This window comes from Streptomyces sp. NPDC051976, from assembly GCF_040680795.1.
Taxonomy (GTDB): domain Bacteria; phylum Actinomycetota; class Actinomycetes; order Streptomycetales; family Streptomycetaceae; genus Actinacidiphila.
Genome location: NZ_JBFAXL010000106.1, coordinates 1 through 16,426, shown reverse-complemented (window position 1 = coordinate 16,426; position 16,426 = coordinate 1). Strand labels below are relative to the sequence as shown.

Sequence of the window (16,426 nt, the reverse complement as noted above, 5' to 3'; positions counted from 1 at the left end):
ACTACCAGCACCATGCCAGCACCCCGTAAATATCCCGATGAACTCCGTGAGCGTGCGATCCGTGAGGTCCGCGCGACCGGCCGCCCGATCGCGCATGTCGCGAAGGATCTGGGCATCCATAAGGAGGCCCTGCGCGGCTGGGTCCGCCAGGCCGAGGCCGATCGTGGTGAGCGCGATGACCGGCTGACCACCACCGAGCAGGACGAGCTCAGGCAACTCCGCCGGGAGAATGCTGAGTTGAGGCGGGCGAATGAGATCCTCAAGGCAGCCTCGGTGTTTTTTGCTCAGGAGATCGACCGTCCCCGGACGAGACCGACCAGGTGATCGACCACCTGCGTGACAGAGGTCTCGGGGTCGATCCCGTCTGCCGGGTTCTTGAGCTGTCGCCGTCGACGTATTTCGCCCGCAAGAAGCGGCCGAAGTTGGCCCGCCGGCTCCGTGACGAGCAGCTCATGCCGCTGATCGAGCAGGTCCACGCGGAGTCGGGCGGCACGTATGGGGCCCGTCGGATCACCCGCGCCCTTCGGCGCAAGGGCCACGAGGTGGCCCGCTGCACCGTGGAGCGGCTGATGGCAGAGCTGGGTCTGGAGGGCGTGATCCGTGGCCGGCGGCGGCGCACGACAGTCCCGGAGCCTTCCGCGCCTCGGCCGCCGGACCTGGTCGACCGCGACTTCACCGCGAGCCGCCCGGACCAGCTCTGGGTCGCGGACATGATGTACGTCCGCACCTGGTCGGGCTGGGCGTACGTGGCGTTCGTCCTGGACGTGTACTCCCGGATGATCGTCGGCTGACAGGTCGCGAACCACATGCGGACCGAACTTCCAATGCGTCTGCCGAAGCCACCACGGATGCACGGTGTCAACGGCCGGCCGCCCAAGCACGGCCCGGAGTTCCGCTTCACCAAGCCGGAGACCTGGCCCGAGCCCGCGATCACCACGGTCACCGACACCGCCAACCAAAGCAAGGCCGTCACCCAGGCGTGGGACCGAGTCCACCCCCGGCTCACTCACCGCTCCTCATGGCTCGACCATGACGGTGAACTACCGCTGGTCGAGGGGACGCTGATGCGGTTAAAAGTGGACTGTCGAAGGACCGGGATCCAGAGAGCCGTATCGATACCGCCGTGTGCTCTGCTATCAGTGAGGTGCTGGAAGGCCACCGGGCTCTTGACGTTCAGTTCGAGAGCTGTGGACGGTTCCCGGAGGTGCTGTATCTCGTCCCCGCGCCGGACAGGCAGTTCCGGCGTCTCACGCAGGCGATCGCCGATCGATGGCCGGAGACCCCGCCGTTCGGTGGCCAGTTCACCGACGTCATCCCGCATCTAACGATCGCTTTGTTGATCGAGGTCTGAACAGGCCAACTCGTGAAAGCGCGAGGCTAAGCTCACGCTCGCCGCGTGACAACGAACCGCGTGTCCACGTTCACGGGCGAAGGCCCAAATACGTGTCCAACGAGCTGATCGCCGGCGAGCTACGGCCAACCAGCATGAGCTTAAGCGGTACCGGCCGTCCGGAGCCGACGGGTCGTCATGGATGCGCGCGGCTGGGACGAGGTTAGGGCAGGTACCAGCTCCGCTCGGGTCCGTTGTCGCACGACCACTGAACACCACGGGGGCGCCGTGGACATGGCTGTTGCCCCCGACTCCTATGCACATGCCGTTGACGTTCTCCAGCGCGAAGGTGTTGGCGTTGGGGTCGAGATCTTCCTCCACCAGTGGTCGTTCCAGTCGCCGCAGGGCTTAGCTGGGTGTTCAGCGCGCTGGTGCCTCCCGGAACGGCCAGGCACATGGGAGTCCCACGCTTTCCCGAGCTGTTGTAGTTGACGAGGTGGTACCACGTGGAGCCGTTGAACGTCTTGGTCGCCAGGTAGTCGAATGACCACAGCTGCTCGGTCCCGTTGGTGAAGTCCCACTGGATCACGCCGGTACCGTTGTTGATGCTTCCGCTCGCGACAGCCAGGCACTGGTTGTCGGTGTTGAAGTTGTAGAGGACGGAGTAGTTGATGGTGGACGCATTTGCCACCCCTCCGGCGCTGCGGATCAGCGCAGGTATGCCTGCACACAGTGCGATGGCCTTCGCGTGAGTCTTCAAGGGCCTTGAATATGGTTGTCGTCTCATGACTTCGATCGACGATGACGACGCTGCAGACGTGGTTCAGGTGTAGTCCGGACTGCAAGCGCTGGGTGCTCGGGCGGTCAGGTCTGTGACGCAGACGTAGTCGTAGAGCACGCTGCCGTTGCTGGCCGGTCCGTGCCACCAAGTGGGAGTGCTGGCACTGGTGTTGTTGCCAGATGTGTAGGCGGAGTAGGTGGAGTCGGGCCACTCGGGCAGCTCGGTGGACTTCCGCTGCGCGATGAAGATCTCGCACTGGTCACCGGAGTGGTCGAAGGTGTGCCCGGTGACGGTATTGGCGGCCCAGGTGGTCCAGCCGTAGCAGGCGCCCGACCAGCCGTCCCAGTTCGTGCCCGCGGCATGCGCGCTCGGTGTGGTGAGAAAACTGGCAGCCAGGATCACTGCTGTGCCGGCCGCGATGCGTGCGCTGCCGCGCTTCAGAGTTCGCAGATAATGCATGATTTCGCTCTCCGAGGGGTGGGGATGTGCGAGGTCTTCCGTGCGAGGTGATTGCGCCATGCCAAGCTGCCACGGCTCGGCGGGCTTGGCCATGCTGGTGCCGCTTCCGGTACCCATCTCCAGCCTGCCGTCGTCAGCCAGGGAGCGGCCGTTGCCGGCGAGCGGCAGAATGTAGCCGAGGTTCTCCCGTCTCAGCTGAAGATGTACCCGCGCGCCGACTCACCACCGTCCCAATAGGTGGGGCTGGTGAACCAAGCGTGGATAACGTAGGTGTCCCACTGCATCGGGCCCCAATCGATGTAGAGCGTGTCCCCGGGGCCCCAGGCCGTCTTACAGTTCACTCCGGAGTGGGTGAACGTGGAGCCGTCCGGGCGGACCCCCAGCAACTGCTCGCACAAGGTGACGTATGTCTGATTGCTACCGGAGATGGTGACCTTGCCAGCCATGCTGAATGGCCCGGTCACGACGAGGCAGGGCAGGACGGACAGTCCATCCGCATGGACGGGGGCGTAGCGACACCCGTTGCCATCGAGCGACGCGCCTGCCGCTGCGGGTGACGCGGCGCCGATCAGACCGGCGACGACCAAGGCGGCTGCGGCGGCGGTCCCGGTGAGCCTCTTCTTCAGGTTCGATATCAAGGTCTATATCTCCTCTTGAGCTTGTTCGGAACGATCGGTGTTCGTGGCCGGGTCGGCTCAGTTGCAGACGCCGGAGACGGCGGACTGGGCGTTGTAGTCGTAGACGGTGGCGCAGATGGTGTGGCCCGGGCCGTCAGGCCACCAGCCGGAGCCAGCTCCCCAGGTGTCGGAGATCCGCCCGCCGTTGTCCGTCAGGACGAACTCACAACCGGGCGGGGCAACCGTGGGGTTGAGCTCCTGTTCGTCGTGCCAGGCACCGTTGACGAGGCGCTGCTGGATCTCCTGGTCGGCGGTGCAGTCCGCCGTCCTGATCCAGTGGTCGCCCTCGTTGGCGGCTGACGCGGGCACGGATGAGGAAAGTACGAGGACGGCACCGAATCCGAAGGCGGCGAGGCAAGATCGCAAGGGCTTGCGGAGAGATAGCACAGAGAAGTCCTCCCTGGTCGGTACCTCAGAGCTCGGTAGGCGGTGGTGCACTGGATGATGTCGCTGGACCTCTGAATGGCCGGCTGTGTAGCTCTGTGCACCCGCGTCGCGAGCGATGTACCCCTGGCCGGTGGGCGGATCGTCAGCGGCTACCCATGTGCCCCCGTGTTCTTGGCTCAGCAGTGGAAGGGGCCCTTGCGGACGCTGGCCCAGACGCCGCTGTTGTTGCTGATCTCTCCTGAGAGCTCGACACAGTGGCCGGCGCCTTTCACGCTGACCGGTCCCGCGTACGAGGTGTAGTACCCGCCGTCAGGGCTGTCCTCGACCCAGGTGGAGCAGGCATCGGGGGTGTCCCCCGCGCACGCGGCGAGGTTGACCGACGTGTAGGTGCGGGGGCCAGCGAGGGCACCGGTCTTCACGGTGACCGCGCAGTTCGTGCCGGTCGAGGCGTTCCAGTAGAGGTGGAGGTACCCGTAGACGGCACCGGTCGAGGTCGTCACCGGGTACGGCGAGTCGGCGACCTCGTTGCCGGTGCAGTACCCACCATCGGCGGAGGCACTGGAGGTGCCGGCGATGGTGGCGGCACCGGCCATGGTGAGCACGGCCGCGATGACCGGGGCGAACCTGCGGACATGAGGACGCATCAGAGGGGTCCCTTCGATTGGAACGTAGGTCGTGCGAGATCGGCGGCGGAGTCGTGAGTGTGGGCAGAGCGGCGACTTGCTTCAGCACGAACGACAACTGCAGGTGAAACCAAGAGAGAACAACCACGTGATGCCCTGTCGCCGAGCGCAACACGAGTCTGCTCCGGGAGACGTAGCAATCGGATGGCAGGCCGATAGCATCCGAACTGCAGTACGCGGGGCAGCGTCGGAGAGGGGCCTGGCGGTCATGGAGTTTGGGGTTCTGGGTCCACTTCGTGTGTCGGAGCCGCATGGCGAGATCACCGTGGGCGCCCCTCGGCTGCGTACGGTGCTGGCGATGCTGCTCTTGCGGGCCGGACAGACGGTGACGAGTGGTCAACCACTGAGCGCGCCCGTGGGCGCTGTGGAGGCTTGGGCGGTGCCCGTGGTGGCCAGGGCGGTAAAGCCGACCAGTGCAAGCGCCGCCGCGGTCGTGGCGACGGTACGGCGGGACCTGCGGGTTTTGCGCATGGGTTGCCTGTCTCCTGTCTCCTGTCTCCTGTCTCCTGTCTCCTGTCTCCTGTCTCCTGTCTCCTGTCTCCTGTCTCCTGTCTCCTGTCTCCTGACGGTGATGGTGAGTGGCGCACGATCCGGCTGCGAAGTGCCCGGGCCGTTCCGGCTCGAGCCGCGCCGCTGTCGTCGGCGTCCGGCCCGTGTCGGCGGATGACGTGCGGTGCTCGCTCTTATGATGCCGATCGGATCCTCGGGCCCATGGCACCTTCGGTCCGACGCGGACCGGAGGCTTTCTGGACCCGACTGCAGGCTCGCACCGGTGACTGGAGCGCACCAACATTTCGGGTCTGGCCCTAAAGGCTGCCGGACCTCCTCAACCGACGCTTCTAGGCAACAACCGCAGCGCTGACCGCGGACTTGAGTTTGAACTTCACCTGTACTCCTAGGTGGGGTGCCCGGTGACGGTATTGATGCGTCTGTTTTGCATTCAGCTACACCACCGTCGTGGCACCGCTGCTGCATTGATCGAACGTTTCGTCGCAGTCCTGTGCATTGTGCGGGAACCGCTGACCGCCCCGCGGAACGCTATGTCCACGGGTCCTTTGTCCGTCCTAGATTCGTCCTAGTGCCAGGTCAGCCAGGGGGCGGCGTTGTCCCCCACCCGCAAACCGCTGTACCAGTGTTGTATCCCCATCGTTTCGGTTAGGCCCGCCCCCGGCGGACCCGGGCCGGGGTGAGCCGGTCGGCGGCGGAGGGTTTCTCCCAGGGCCGGCGCAGATCCGCGGCCAGCGGTCGCGCGAGGCGGAGCTGCGTGTGGGCGACGATCAGGTCCAGGTCCAGCAGTCCGCAGCACTGAGTCGTTCGACCACTCCTCGGAGCTGGGCGGCAGTGACCGCGGTCGCGTCGTCCGCGGGCCCAAGCCGGACCGCGTCCAGGATTGCGGTCCACGACGTGGCACCCGGCTCCAGCACGGCCACGAAGGAGTACGGCCAGCCTGGAATGAACTGCGAGGCCGTCTTCGCCCGTCCGTAAACGTGGCAGAACAGACGGTCCGCCGAGCACGGCGCGTCCGAGCGGAGCCACGGACACACATCCACCGCCAGCACCAGGCGCCCGCCCTCGAACCGCGGCAGCGACAGTCCGGCCAGCACGGTACGCAGCCGGCCGACGTCGATCCGGCCGTGATTCAGACCTCCGTACATCGCTCCGTGCCCACGACGATGCTCCGGCAGCAACGTCAGTTCCACCGGGGACTTCACCGCTCCGTCCGCGCACAAGACGGCGTCGGACAGTCGAACAACTCGTCGCGCCGAGCGCCCAGACACTCATAGAACTCGCCCCGGAAGCGTGACGCTTCCGCGAACGCCTCCCTCCGGACAGCATCAGGCAGCAGACTCACCCTCACGGCCTCCGTCGTGGTCACGTGCACCTTGGTCGGAGCACATGATCAGACGAAGGCCGCCCCCACGTCCGGCGAACCCCCAGGTGAGCGACCCAGTACGAGACGGCGTTCGCGCCCGGAAGAAAAAGAACAAGCTCAATGCTGCAGTTGGCGAGTGGGCGCGGCCTTTGGCAAGTTGAGTGTCCCGACCTGGTCGGACACATTAGGTTGCCAGGCGCTGTGGCGGATGTGCGGTATGCAGGCTGACCCCGGCGGTGGCCGCCTGCCTCACCCCGGGTACTGGCGGCGGTCTACTCCTATCCGCTGCCCGGAAGCGTTGAGGGTCGGCAGGGTCAGGCGACCGGGTCGGGGTGGGCGGCCAGCCACAGCTGCAGTTCGCGGTGCCGGAACTGGTAGGCCGGGCCTGAGTAGCGCATCAGCCCCACGTCGCAGCCCCAGTCCAGGAACCGCGCAAGCCGGAACGGGAGTCTCCCCCGGGCGCACAGCAGGAACACCATGTACCGCCACGCAGTACGCCCGAGCAGCAGCCCGGACGCCAGCCCGGACGCCAGCCCGAGCGCCAGCCCGGACTCCAGCCCGCCCACCAACCCGCCCACCAGCCCAGACGCCAGCCCGCCCACCAGCCCGACCACCAGCCCGGATTGCGCGTCTTCGACGATGATCGCGCCTGGTCTGGCCGCCGAGCTCTGATCTGCCGCCAGCCCAGTTAGCCCGAGCAGCAGCCCGAGCAGCAACCCGAACGCCAGCCCGGACGCCAGCCCGCCCACCAACCCAGACGCCAGCCCGGACGCGAGCCCGAGCAGCAACCCAAGCAGCAGCCCGAACGCCAGCCCGCTCACCAGCCCGCTCACCAGCCCGCGGCGTCCGGCGGGGGTAGCCAGTTGGTGGAAATCGAAACGCCCTGCAGCCGTCTCCCCCGCTATGCCGCAGCTGAGCCCGATCACGAGGCCCGCGGCTCCAATGCAGAGAGCGACGTATGTCGGGGCGGGGGTGGCCCAGGCCAGGGGCAGGAGAGGCAGGAAGGACAGGATCGCCAGGAGGCCGTCGGTTATGCGAACACGTGCCTGTCCAGCCATGGGCCACAGGCGGTCGAGGCCGATGTCGGTGCGGGCCGGGGCCCACGGGGTGGGGGCTAGGTGGGTCGCAAGGTGGTGGAGCCAGCGGTGGATCTGCCGGGCGCTGTAGCGGTGGGGGTTGGCGTCGGACGCGAGGGTCTCGGTGATGTACAGGGCCGGGAGGTGTTCGTCGAGGTCGTCGGCGGTGGGATGGGAGAGGAGCTCAGCGGGGTCGCCAGTGCGGTGGTAGACAGTGGCGGTCAGGCACAACCGCCACGGCGTCGAGAGCAATCTGGCGTGCACCGACGCCGGGTGGGCAGCGAGGGAGTCAAGCAGGGGTTGCCAGCGTGGCAGGCCGCGGGCGCGGGCGGTCAGGTAGGTGACGGCCGGGCTGCTGCCGACGGGCGCGATGGCGATCCGGGCGGCATCCACCAGGAGATCCGTCGTTGCCAGGGCGTCGTAGTGGGCGGTGCGGCAGACGAGCACCAGCGGCGCGGCAATCCCGGCTTCCTGGTAGGCGCTGAGTTGGTCCAGGGCTGCTCTTGCGCGGGGCGCGGCCGGGTCGGGGTCGCAGTTGGGTAGGGCTGGATCCATCTCGTCCAGGCCGTCCAGCACCGGCAGTACCAGCCCATGCGCCACGAGGTTGGCTGCGACCGCCTCACGCAGGTGGAATGTGTCGACCAGTCGCCGCACCAGAACACGACGCAGGGGGATGTCGGTATTCCACTGGGCCAACGGGACTCGCACCGGCACCGGGTCGGCGCCCCCGCGGGTCGCGATCAGGCCGAGCAGGAGCTGCAGGGCCAGCACGGTCTTGCCGGCTCCTGCGGCTCCGGTGATGACCAGTCGGGCCGGGCGCGTGCCACGGTAGTAGGCCGCGATGTCCGGCAAGCCAGCCTCAGGATCCGCGAAGCCGAGGCCCGCCGTGGGGGCGCTCGCCGCCCGTATCGGGCCTGGCACCAGTCCGTACTCCAGGTTGATCCGCACGGTGTCTTTGCCCAGCAACTGCGTCAGCACCCGACCCTCACCCTCGGCCACCAGCCGGGCCAGCGTCGCCGCCTGCCCCAGCGCAAGCTCCGCCTCGGTACCCTCCTGCGATTTGCGGAACCCCAGCAACATCCCCACCGTGCCAGCCACGGCCAGCGGGAACCCCAGCACCGTCACCAGATCCGCTGGCCCAAGCCTCCCCTGCCACGCCTGCCAGACCGCGTACACCACCGACACTGCGACCGCCGCCGCGCACGCGCCACCCACCAGCCGCCATAATCGCCGGTCACGGCGTCCCTCACCCAAGGTCACGCCCCTGATACTGACGCCCCTCGCCCGGCTTGTGCGGGCACAAGAGCGCGCTGTGTCCAGACCGTGACAGCCCGATCCGCCGACCAGGGCAACGAGCAGAGGCACAGCGCCAGCCCGCCAGCCGCAACGGCCCAGCCGACGCTCAACCCGCCCAGGCGCTCAGTCACATGTGAGCTTCCGCTGAGAGTGCGGCCCGGCGTCGAGGGCAGCGAGGAGATCGGCGCGGTGAGCGGCTTGCTCAGCGGAGGTCCAGGCGGTGGGTACCTTCTCAGGCGGCTCCGGCGGCGCAGCGGTCAGGGCCGTGAATTGGCTTGCCCGTCGCAGCTCGGCGCGGGCCCGGTTGGCGGTAGTGCGGTCGATACCGAGGCGAGCGGCGATGCCGGTGTCGGTGAAGCCGGCCGCGATGAGCTCGGCGATCTCGGGACGGAGGGTCACGGTGACCTCCTTACGCGCAGAGGGATGCTGTGTCAGGGCCGCCTGCTGATGGGGAGGGGGGCCGGGGCACCCCGGCCCCCCTCCCCCGAATTCCTGGTTGGCGACTCCGTACTGGTGTGGTGGTCCGCCACGTCGTACAGGGCGGGTCAGGTGGCGCCGGTGATCTCGCAGTCGGATCCGAGCAGGCGGGCCTTGCCACTGGGGGGAATGGCTGCGGCGTCCAGGCACGTCCACTGGGTCGTCAGGGAGTACACGTTCCTGCCTGTCACCCACGCGCGCTCGGGTGCGTGGGAGTCGATAGTGAGCGTCGCCCTGGGGTAGTCCACGATGTCCGACTTTCCGTGAGCGGAGGACGAGATGGCCAGGACGCCCCCGTCAGTGGTCCGCAGGGCCCAGACGGAGTCGTCGTGGTACGGGTCGTTGAAGCGGACAGGTGGATTCACCCGTCGCCGACAAATCCCACACGGCGAGGGAACGGCACAACCCCAGGCGTAAGGCCGGATGAATCCGGGCCACGAGCGCGGCGGCCTCGGCTCACCGACGATGAGTCCGAACGGCCGTCCGGCTCAGTGTGGAGCGCGTCGGCGGAGGTGACGGGCGCCGCGCGAACAATACGCATGACGAGTCGGAGCCGCCCGCTCCCTCGTTGCCTGGGTCAGGTCGTCGCACCAAGACCACATTCGGTACCGCTCGACTGTTTGCTCCGTTAAGGCGCGAGCGATTCAGGCCGGAAGGCATGGTCGATGGCACCCGCCCCAGCAACACGCCGACCAGCACAGACGCTGGAACTACAGCTGCCGTGTCTGACCGCGCCTCCGTGAACGATTGATCTTGCTGATGGCAAGCGGCCAATGGGGCATCCTGGTGCGATGGATGACGCCGAGGCGACATGGCAGTCATGGTTGTCTGGACTGGCTCCACCGAAACGAACTGCGGCGCAGGCGCTGCGGACGCAGTTCGAAGCGCTCGGTGCGACCGCCAACTGGGCTGCTCAACCGCCAACTGAAGCGCTCGGTGAAAGGCTACTTCCTCTCGAAGAGCAGATCCGTCTCTTCGTGGAGCACACCCCCCACCACCGGCATCCGGGTCCTGGGATCCCCTGGCGGCAACGTCGCGACGACCTGAGGCATCGAGATCCTGGGCACCGTGTTGCCCGGTTGTGCCATAAGGAACTCGAGCGAGGTCCCGTAGGCCACGCCGGCAACTCGCGCAAAGACAGCACACGTCGCGCACATGGGGCATGGCTCGGCCGTCGTCACCAAAACGGTCGTGGAGGCGGCAGTAAAGCTCCCCTTGTCGATGCAGTAACCCCGGAGCGCATTGAGCTCCGCATGCGCCGACGGGTCAGCGCCGCCGGTATTCGCCGCCCTCCAGACGATCTCACCACTGCCCACGTCGACAAGGACGGCGCCGTAGCCGAATGAATGAGCCGCCCCTTTCGCGACGTCGATCGCTGCGCGCATTGCTGTCTTGAGGTTCCTGCGTACGGGCTTTGGCAATGCGTCGGGCGGCGAGGTGGGGAACTCGGGCTGGAGAGGCAGCTTCGTGGGCGGTGTGCACTGCTGGACGCCTGAGGCCTGCGCAACTGCACGCGCCTCACCCAAGAGCGACAGCGCCCCAACAGCACCAAAAACCATCGCGCCCTGACGCAGTGCCTGGCGGCGATCGAGCGAGTCCGACATCGACGCCGTCATCGAACACCTGACCCATACAGACCAAAAGACCGCGGCGCGGGGGCTCCCGGACATGCCGCAAGCCCCATTGCACCCGACGTCGCGCAGCGCTTGCCGCCCTCGACCACGAGATCACGGTATTCCACGATCATCCTCCGCTTCTCGATTCACGACTACGACTGACACCTGGAGTCGCGTGCGCAAGGTCACATAAAGAGCGGATCCGTCTCTTCGTGGAGCACGCCCCCGACCACCGGCATGTTCGGCAGGGGGCCGGTCGCGACGACCTGAGGCATCGAGATCCGGATCGGCATGCGGGTGGGTGGATGTCCGATGAGGAACTCGAGCGAGGTTCCGTACGCCACGCCGGCAACTCGCGAGAAGATGGCACACGTCGCGCACATAGGACATGGCTCGGCCGTCGTTACCAAGACGGTCTTCTGCAGGGCATCCCCATCGGGGTGCAGGAGGCCGTAGTTCCGGAGCACATTGAGCTCCGCATGATTCGTTCCGGGGCCGTCGCCCCCCTTCGCTTCCGCGACGATCCGACCATCATCCACGTTGACCAGTACGGCGCCGAATCCGCGGAACCGCGGCGCCGGCGACACCACCTTGATCGCTGCGCGCATTGCTGTCTTGAGGTTCCTGCGCACGGGCTCCGGCAATGCATCGGGCGGCGAGGTGGGGAACTCGGGCTGGAGAGGCAGCTTCGTGGGCGGTGTGCACTGCTGGACGGCTGAGCCCTGCGCAACTGCACGCGCCTCACCCAAGAGCGACAGCGCCCCAACAGCACCAAAAACGATCGCGCCCTGACGCAGCGCCTGGCGGCGATCGAGCGAGTCCGACATCGACGTCGTCATCGAACACCTGACCCATACAGACCAAAAGACCGCGGCGCGAGGGCTCCCGGACATGCCGCAAATCCCATTGCACCCGACGCCGCGCAGCGCTTGCCGCCCTCGACGACGAGATCACGGTATTCCACGATCATCCTCCGCTTCTCGATTCTCCACCCAGACCGCGTTGCGTCTGAATTGGCGGGCCTTGGTCTGCTCAACGTATCCGTGGTTCAGTAGTGCGACTTAAGTGACGCGCCCGGGTTCCACTCGTTCAGCCGGACGGCGTCCAGCGGCGCGACCTACGAGGTCCGGCCCGATTCCAGGGCGACGACCCGGGAGTAGGGCCAGCCCAGGATCATCAGGTGCTTGTTCTCACCTGGGCCGTCGGTCGCCCGGTTCGGCACGCACCGCTTGAGCACGATCAGCGCCGAGGAGATGGAGAAGTACCGCCATAACGCCCAATAGATCCTCCGGCTGGACTACCCACCCGGCCCGCGCCGACCCAGCCCGCCCTGTTCCTCGTCGGCGAAGGCGACACGTACAGCCCAGTTGCACGTCTCCCGCGGCCTGCCCCGACAGCACAGTGCTGGTCGTCAAGAATGCCGACCACATGCGCTTCCTCGAACGCCCCGCCGACTGCGCCGAACTGCTCCTGCGGTTCTTCTCCGGCAAACCGCTCACCGACGTGGACTACCTGTCCGGGAGCAGCTGAGAACCGCACGGACAAGCACAGGGGCGACCTGGTCCGGCGGCTCCCTGCCCGCACGCGTGCACGCCACCTGCGGTGGACCGCTCGGTGCCAGCCCAGGGCCGTGCGGCGTACCCACGCAGATCGGTCAACGGCGCACCCGATAGCGCAGGTGAAGCACCCGGTTGCCTTGAATCACCAGGTCTGGATCCTCCAACAGGTGCTGCGCATCGACGGAGCCGAAGTAGCGCTTGCCGGACCCGAACACGACGGGCGCAACGTCCATGCGCACCTCGTCGACCAGACCTGCGGCGAGCACCTGGCCACCGACGTCGCCGGCGGCGACCTCGACAGTGCGGTCACCCGCGAGTTCCTTCGCCTTGGTCACGGCCGCCTCGATGCCGTCGACAAAGTGGAACGGCGCTTGGGGGTCCCAGCCCTCGGGCGCACCGCGGTGGCTCACGACGACCACGTGGTCGATCCCACTCGGAGGCGTCCCATCCCAGCCGTCGGTGATGTCGAAGACGTGGCGGCCGGCAATAGTCACCCCAATCTGGTCCCAGTACGGCCGGATGTGGTCGTAGGACGCCTTCGACACTTTCAGCACGCCGCTGTCGTCCAACGGCACGTCGCCGCTGGTCAGCCACTCGAAAATCGGACCGGGATCATCGTTCTCAGCCGCGATGAATCCATCCACCGAGACCGACGCGTTCATGACCACTTTCCCCACGGGTCCCTCCTCTGCTGCGGAGTCCCAAGTATTGTGTGGCGTGAGCTGTCGCTCTTGTAAGAAATCAATCGGCTGGCAGCGGCCAGCCGTCCAGTGCGTGGCCGGGATGTTCGCGCAGGAATCGCCGCCGGACTTCGACGTACCGGGTCGGCGTGAGCCCGGTGAACTCCCGGAACTCGTGCACGAAGTGGGCTTGGTCGAAGTATCCCGCGTCAGCGGCGACGTCTCCCCAGTCGATCGGTGCAGCAACGTCGAGCGCCAGCACAGTGGAGGCGAAGCGGTAGCTGCGAGCCAGCCGTTTCGGCGTGACACCCACAACGGCCTTGAACCTCTTCGCCAAGTAGGTGCTGCTGGCGCGGGCTGCCACGCCGATGTCGCTGATCGGCACTGTCCCGCCTGTCGCCGCGATTGCGCTGCTCGTTTGGCGGACCAGTTCCAGACCGTCGATCGGACGCAAGCGTCGCACGAGTTCCTCTTCAAGCAACATCAGTATTTCGCGCGGTGTGTCCGCCGAGGTCAGCCGCTGTCGCAACTCAGCGATCGCGCGCCGGCCCCACATCTGCTCCACCGTCACCGGCCGGTCGCACAACTCGGCCGCCGGCATCGGCAGGAACGGCGCCATCCCCCACGGCTTGACGTGCACGCCCACGGACCGGGTCCGAGGCGGGTACCCGAACTCCCACGCGCGGGTGGGCGTAGTGACCACGCAGCCGTCGGCGTACTCCGCCGCCTCGTCGGCGGTGCCGGCGCGGATGAGGAACGGCGCCCCGAGATTGACGATGAGCAACGGCGCCGGCGCCGCCGGCAGAAGCAACCGGGCGTACGGCGGGGCGCCCTCCAGGTAGTAGAGGTCGTCGATCAGCCCGTCAAGCGGCGGACGCGGCGCCTGGGACACGTACTCCACGCCCACATCATCGCCCATGGCCCGCCTGGCATCGCGCACCGGGATGGTCCGGCCGCGCCGCCGCCGGCATCAAGCCGACGCCGATCCCCAGCTACTGGCGACCACTACTGATACGCGCGGCACAACTCCGTCGACACAATGCCGACCGACTGGCAAGCCGCGCTCATGACCTACGGAATCGAGTCCCACTTCACCCGGTGAGCGCCCAGGAAGAGCGTAATGCGCTCACTCCCCCGACCGGTCTGCACGACCACGCCCTGCATCTGCTGCGCGAGTCCCCCGATGGGGTCCCGCCCCGGCGCGGTTACTCCCTTCCCCACAAGTCCGACACCGGTGAGGATCCGCTCTCGCGCGACGAGGCGAGGAGTACCATCCGGGAGGCGTTCAGCCCGCTCCCCGACGAACCCTCCACCCTGCACCGGCGCTTCGAACGACTCGGTATTCAGGATCGCCACAGGCACCTGCTCGGGTCCACTGTCGCCGGGCTGCCGCTGCCGACCGGACCCGTCGAAAAGCCCGAAAGCCTCGAACACCCCGAGATGTTGCCTGACCCGCACCTGGGCGACGAGGCTCTTGCCCACGGGATCACGGACAAGATGACCGATGAAGAAGGCGCCACCCGCGCTCCCTTCCACTTCCTGCTGGTACGCAAGGGTTCCGTCATTGCCTGGTTCTGGGCCGAAAACCTCCCCGGCAGGCCAGCAGTGCTGCCCATGCACGTGATCAGCGCCCAACTCGCGAAACTACCCTGGCCGAAGCTCCGGCCAGCACGCACAGCCGGACATGCCGGTGAGCGGTAAGGGGGAAGTCGATGCAGGACCGCTGTTGGGTACGGGTACTCATGACTGCGCCGCGGCCTCCGGCCCACGATGCTTTACATGACGCAGCGACGCAGGGGCCTCGGACGGCGCCGGACGATCATTCTGGTGGCCGTACCGGCGGCTGGACTGGCCCTGACCGCCGCGGTAGTGATCGCCCACCTTCTGGAGCGGATCTGGAACGGCCACCCGTATCCCGTCGCGGCACCCGCCGCCACCGCGCGACGACTGGATGCCCGCACCCAGGCCGTCTACGACGCGCTCGGCCTGCCGCGCACCGAACTGGCCGACTACGGCACCGGCTGGGACGCCGACGTCGACGACTGCCCGCGCCATGGGCTACGTCACCTCCCCGACGGACTGAGGGACTCCGGCATTCCCAGTGAGCCGCAAACCGTCAAGATCAGCGACAGAGTGGCGCTGCAAGGCATCCCCTCGTCCAAGCGGCGCCCGCCCTGCAGCGGGTAAGGGACGCGCTGACGCGGCAGCGCTGGAGGGTCGTCTCCCCCGTGCCGTCACTCGCCGACCTCCAATTGCGCCTGAGCGCACCGGACTCCGCCGACACCGTCACCGTAGAGGCGTACAACGACGGCCGTCTCCAGATAAGCGCGAACGCGGCCTGCGCCCGCTACCCGGCAGGCACACCCCTGACCGACTTGGGCCGACCGGCACTGCCCGACCTCAAGACACCCGTCCAGACGGGGGGATGACATACCCGGCACGGGCCACCGGTGATGGCCCCGCGGGACGCGGTCGTCCACGTCGGCGCCTTGGTTGTCAGTGACCTCGCCTCCGACGTCGCCGTCGACATGATCTGGCGGCACGTTCGGAAGCGCTCCTGGGTAGCGCGGCCTGCGGTTCCTCGTCGCCTTCGGGACCCACCGCAGCGCAGGCGGGCGCGGACCTGCGAACGGACTTCACGGCCCCGCTCAAAGCGTTCGACCATGCAGGCAGGGAGAACCCGCCGTACACCGTGTCCTCGGGCGCCTCCAAAGACGTGCCGTGCGGGAAGGGAAAGGCCCGCCGGGTGTTCACCGTGGAGCAACAGGAGAACGGGAAGGGCCGCAACGACCCCGCCTCCATGCGCAGGGAGATCCAGACGGCGAACCACACACCACGCACGCGCCGTCATCTCAGCTAGAGCCGCACCAGGCAGACTCAACTTCACCTTCAACGGCACATCAAACCGCCTGCGAACCTCGTGTTCGTCTCGACCCGTGATCAGCCTTCCCCGACTTCCACACCCATGCAGCTGGTTGGCGTAGGCAGGGCGGTCTCAATGCGCCGCACCCGTCGATCGACGTGATGCCATGAGCAAGCAGTCGCTCGGAAAATTCGCGAAACCGCCCATGATCCACGGGAGGCTCGCCTTCAAGGTCACCGTGACCGCGTCCTGGTAGCTGCTGTCCAGTTGCCGCGTAGTCAACCGCATGCGCCCAAGCCGACCCTCGAGCACCACGTCTCAGAACTCCACCCGGGCGTCCTCATCAACGCGAGCCACCGACTCCTGGTGGAAGCGTGCGGTGTACCGGGCCCGGATCTCCTCGATGCGACCGCCGGCCGATGCTGCGTCGCCGCTGGGGTAGAGGAGGTAGATCTCGTAGCTGCGCTCTCGTTCGATCAACCCGTGCCGGTCACGGTACTGACCCGAGGCCTGGGTGACGGTCAGCCCCGCGGGAAAGCGGGGCGTGATGGACTGGTCGACGAAGTCCTGGAATTCCTTGTCGCTGACCGCGGGGCCGCCGTCGGGCCGGGCGGTGCCGAACAGCAGATGCGTTTCGATGTACGGGGCAGGAGCAGCGCGCGGCGCCGT

The 16,426-nt window shown here is 67.3% G+C and carries 20 protein-coding genes and 2 pseudogenes; 7 read left to right on the top strand and 15 right to left on the bottom strand.

Annotation, left to right across the window (positions count from 1 at the left end; genetic code table 11):
* The 4 genes and pseudogenes from AB0M29_RS43710 to AB0M29_RS43695 form a co-directional block, all read left to right on the top strand.
* On the top strand, nucleotides 1–324 hold a 324-nt coding region (locus tag AB0M29_RS43710; RefSeq protein WP_365393068.1), incomplete at its 5' end, for a transposase.
* Nucleotides 321–791 carry an IS3 family transposase gene (locus tag AB0M29_RS43705; protein WP_365393066.1) on the top strand — a complete coding sequence of 157 codons (471 nt, stop codon included), beginning with the start codon at nucleotides 321–323 and terminating at the stop codon, nucleotides 789–791. The genes AB0M29_RS43710 and AB0M29_RS43705, both read left to right, overlap by 4 nt.
* 15 nt (nucleotides 792–806) lie before the next feature.
* Nucleotides 807–1,082 (top strand): annotated as a pseudogene (locus AB0M29_RS43700) (transposase); the annotation flags it as partial.
* A 41-nt stretch (nucleotides 1,083–1,123) separates the two neighbouring features.
* Nucleotides 1,124–1,351: a 2'-5' RNA ligase family protein gene (locus AB0M29_RS43695; RefSeq protein WP_365393063.1), complete on the top strand. Its 228-nt coding sequence runs from the start codon at nucleotides 1,124–1,126 to the stop codon at nucleotides 1,349–1,351.
* A gap of 202 nt (nucleotides 1,352–1,553) precedes the next feature.
* Here the strand turns inward: AB0M29_RS43695 and AB0M29_RS43690 are convergent, their stop codons facing one another.
* The 14 genes and pseudogenes from AB0M29_RS43690 to AB0M29_RS43625 form a co-directional block, all read right to left on the bottom strand.
* Entirely contained in the window at nucleotides 1,554–2,117 is a 564-nt protein-coding gene (locus tag AB0M29_RS43690; protein ID WP_365393060.1) for an RICIN domain-containing protein, read from the bottom strand.
* A 36-nt stretch (nucleotides 2,118–2,153) separates the two neighbouring features.
* A complete protein-coding gene (locus tag AB0M29_RS43685; protein WP_365393057.1) occupies nucleotides 2,154–2,570 on the bottom strand; it encodes a hypothetical protein in 417 nt (138 codons plus the stop codon).
* 191 nt (nucleotides 2,571–2,761) lie between these two features.
* Nucleotides 2,762–3,208 (bottom strand): hypothetical protein, encoded by a 447-nt coding sequence (locus tag AB0M29_RS43680; RefSeq protein ID WP_365393054.1) that lies wholly within the window; start codon nucleotides 3,206–3,208, stop codon nucleotides 2,762–2,764.
* A 57-nt stretch (nucleotides 3,209–3,265) separates the two neighbouring features.
* Complete coding sequence (locus AB0M29_RS43675; protein WP_365393051.1) at nucleotides 3,266–3,556, bottom strand: hypothetical protein; 291 nt, start codon at nucleotides 3,554–3,556, stop codon at nucleotides 3,266–3,268.
* A 254-nt stretch (nucleotides 3,557–3,810) separates the two neighbouring features.
* Entirely contained in the window at nucleotides 3,811–4,278 is a 468-nt protein-coding gene (locus AB0M29_RS43670) for a spore-associated protein A (protein ID WP_365393048.1), read from the bottom strand.
* A gap of 375 nt (nucleotides 4,279–4,653) precedes the next feature.
* The gene (locus AB0M29_RS43665) at nucleotides 4,654–4,788 is read right to left on the bottom strand and encodes a hypothetical protein (RefSeq protein ID WP_365393045.1); all 135 of its coding nucleotides are present in this window, start codon (nucleotides 4,786–4,788) and stop codon (nucleotides 4,654–4,656) included.
* A gap of 827 nt (nucleotides 4,789–5,615) precedes the next feature.
* Nucleotides 5,616–6,169 (bottom strand): annotated as a pseudogene (locus tag AB0M29_RS43660) (transposase); the annotation flags it as partial.
* A 335-nt stretch (nucleotides 6,170–6,504) separates the two neighbouring features.
* The gene (locus AB0M29_RS43655; RefSeq protein WP_365393043.1) at nucleotides 6,505–8,526 is read right to left on the bottom strand and encodes a hypothetical protein; all 2,022 of its coding nucleotides are present in this window, start codon (nucleotides 8,524–8,526) and stop codon (nucleotides 6,505–6,507) included.
* 159 nt (nucleotides 8,527–8,685) lie between these two features.
* Nucleotides 8,686–8,961, bottom strand: a complete 276-nt coding sequence (locus AB0M29_RS43650) for a helix-turn-helix domain-containing protein (protein ID WP_365393040.1) — start codon at nucleotides 8,959–8,961, stop codon at nucleotides 8,686–8,688.
* A gap of 146 nt (nucleotides 8,962–9,107) precedes the next feature.
* The gene (locus AB0M29_RS43645; protein WP_365393039.1) at nucleotides 9,108–9,404 is read right to left on the bottom strand and encodes a hypothetical protein; all 297 of its coding nucleotides are present in this window, start codon (nucleotides 9,402–9,404) and stop codon (nucleotides 9,108–9,110) included.
* A 579-nt stretch (nucleotides 9,405–9,983) separates the two neighbouring features.
* Nucleotides 9,984–10,655, bottom strand: a complete 672-nt coding sequence (locus AB0M29_RS43640) for a deaminase (RefSeq protein WP_365393036.1) — start codon at nucleotides 10,653–10,655, stop codon at nucleotides 9,984–9,986.
* 185 nt (nucleotides 10,656–10,840) lie between these two features.
* Nucleotides 10,841–11,494, bottom strand: coding sequence for a hypothetical protein (locus tag AB0M29_RS43635; protein ID WP_365393033.1), 654 nt, complete (start codon nucleotides 11,492–11,494; stop codon nucleotides 10,841–10,843).
* 815 nt (nucleotides 11,495–12,309) lie between these two features.
* Nucleotides 12,310–12,891 carry a dihydrofolate reductase family protein gene (locus tag AB0M29_RS43630; protein ID WP_365393030.1) on the bottom strand — a complete coding sequence of 194 codons (582 nt, stop codon included), beginning with the start codon at nucleotides 12,889–12,891 and terminating at the stop codon, nucleotides 12,310–12,312.
* 64 nt (nucleotides 12,892–12,955) lie between these two features.
* Nucleotides 12,956–13,795, bottom strand: a complete 840-nt coding sequence (locus AB0M29_RS43625) for a helix-turn-helix domain-containing protein (protein ID WP_365393028.1) — start codon at nucleotides 13,793–13,795, stop codon at nucleotides 12,956–12,958.
* A gap of 197 nt (nucleotides 13,796–13,992) precedes the next feature.
* On the opposite strand from AB0M29_RS43625, the gene AB0M29_RS43620 reads away from it, so the two are divergent.
* The 3 genes from AB0M29_RS43620 (at nucleotide 13,993) to AB0M29_RS43610 (ending at nucleotide 15,323) form a co-directional block, all read left to right on the top strand.
* Nucleotides 13,993–14,595, top strand: a complete 603-nt coding sequence (locus AB0M29_RS43620; RefSeq protein ID WP_365393025.1) for a hypothetical protein — start codon at nucleotides 13,993–13,995, stop codon at nucleotides 14,593–14,595.
* A 78-nt stretch (nucleotides 14,596–14,673) separates the two neighbouring features.
* Nucleotides 14,674–15,081 (top strand): hypothetical protein, encoded by a 408-nt coding sequence (locus tag AB0M29_RS43615; protein WP_365393022.1) that lies wholly within the window; start codon nucleotides 14,674–14,676, stop codon nucleotides 15,079–15,081.
* Between the two features lie 41 nt (nucleotides 15,082–15,122).
* On the top strand, nucleotides 15,123–15,323 hold the full coding sequence (locus AB0M29_RS43610; RefSeq protein WP_365393021.1) for a hypothetical protein: 201 nt from the start codon (nucleotides 15,123–15,125) through the stop codon (nucleotides 15,321–15,323).
* A gap of 752 nt (nucleotides 15,324–16,075) precedes the next feature.
* Here AB0M29_RS43610 and AB0M29_RS43605 read toward each other — a convergent pair.
* A partial coding sequence (locus tag AB0M29_RS43605; protein WP_365393018.1) for a DUF3574 domain-containing protein occupies nucleotides 16,076–16,426 on the bottom strand: 351 nt, incomplete at its 5' end.

What these genes read in the sequence shown, in the direction of transcription:
- AB0M29_RS43690 (WP_365393060.1), bottom strand. Translation starts at nt 2,117, where the DNA reads ATGAGACGACAACCATATTCAAGGCCCTTGAAGACTCACGCGAAGGCC.
- AB0M29_RS43665 (WP_365393045.1), bottom strand. Translation starts at nt 4,788, where the DNA reads ATGCGCAAAACCCGCAGGTCCCGCCGTACCGTCGCCACGACCGCGGCG.
- AB0M29_RS43635 (WP_365393033.1), bottom strand. Translation starts at nt 11,494, where the DNA reads ATGACGACGTCGATGTCGGACTCGCTCGATCGCCGCCAGGCGCTGCGT.
- AB0M29_RS43670 (WP_365393048.1), bottom strand. Translation starts at nt 4,278, where the DNA reads ATGCGTCCTCATGTCCGCAGGTTCGCCCCGGTCATCGCGGCCGTGCTC.
- AB0M29_RS43615 (WP_365393022.1), top strand. Translation starts at nt 14,674, where the DNA reads ATGACGCAGCGACGCAGGGGCCTCGGACGGCGCCGGACGATCATTCTG.
- AB0M29_RS43685 (WP_365393057.1), bottom strand. Translation starts at nt 2,570, where the DNA reads ATGCATTATCTGCGAACTCTGAAGCGCGGCAGCGCACGCATCGCGGCC.
- AB0M29_RS43640 (WP_365393036.1), bottom strand. Translation starts at nt 10,655, where the DNA reads ATGACGGCGTCGATGTCGGACTCGCTCGATCGCCGCCAGGCACTGCGT.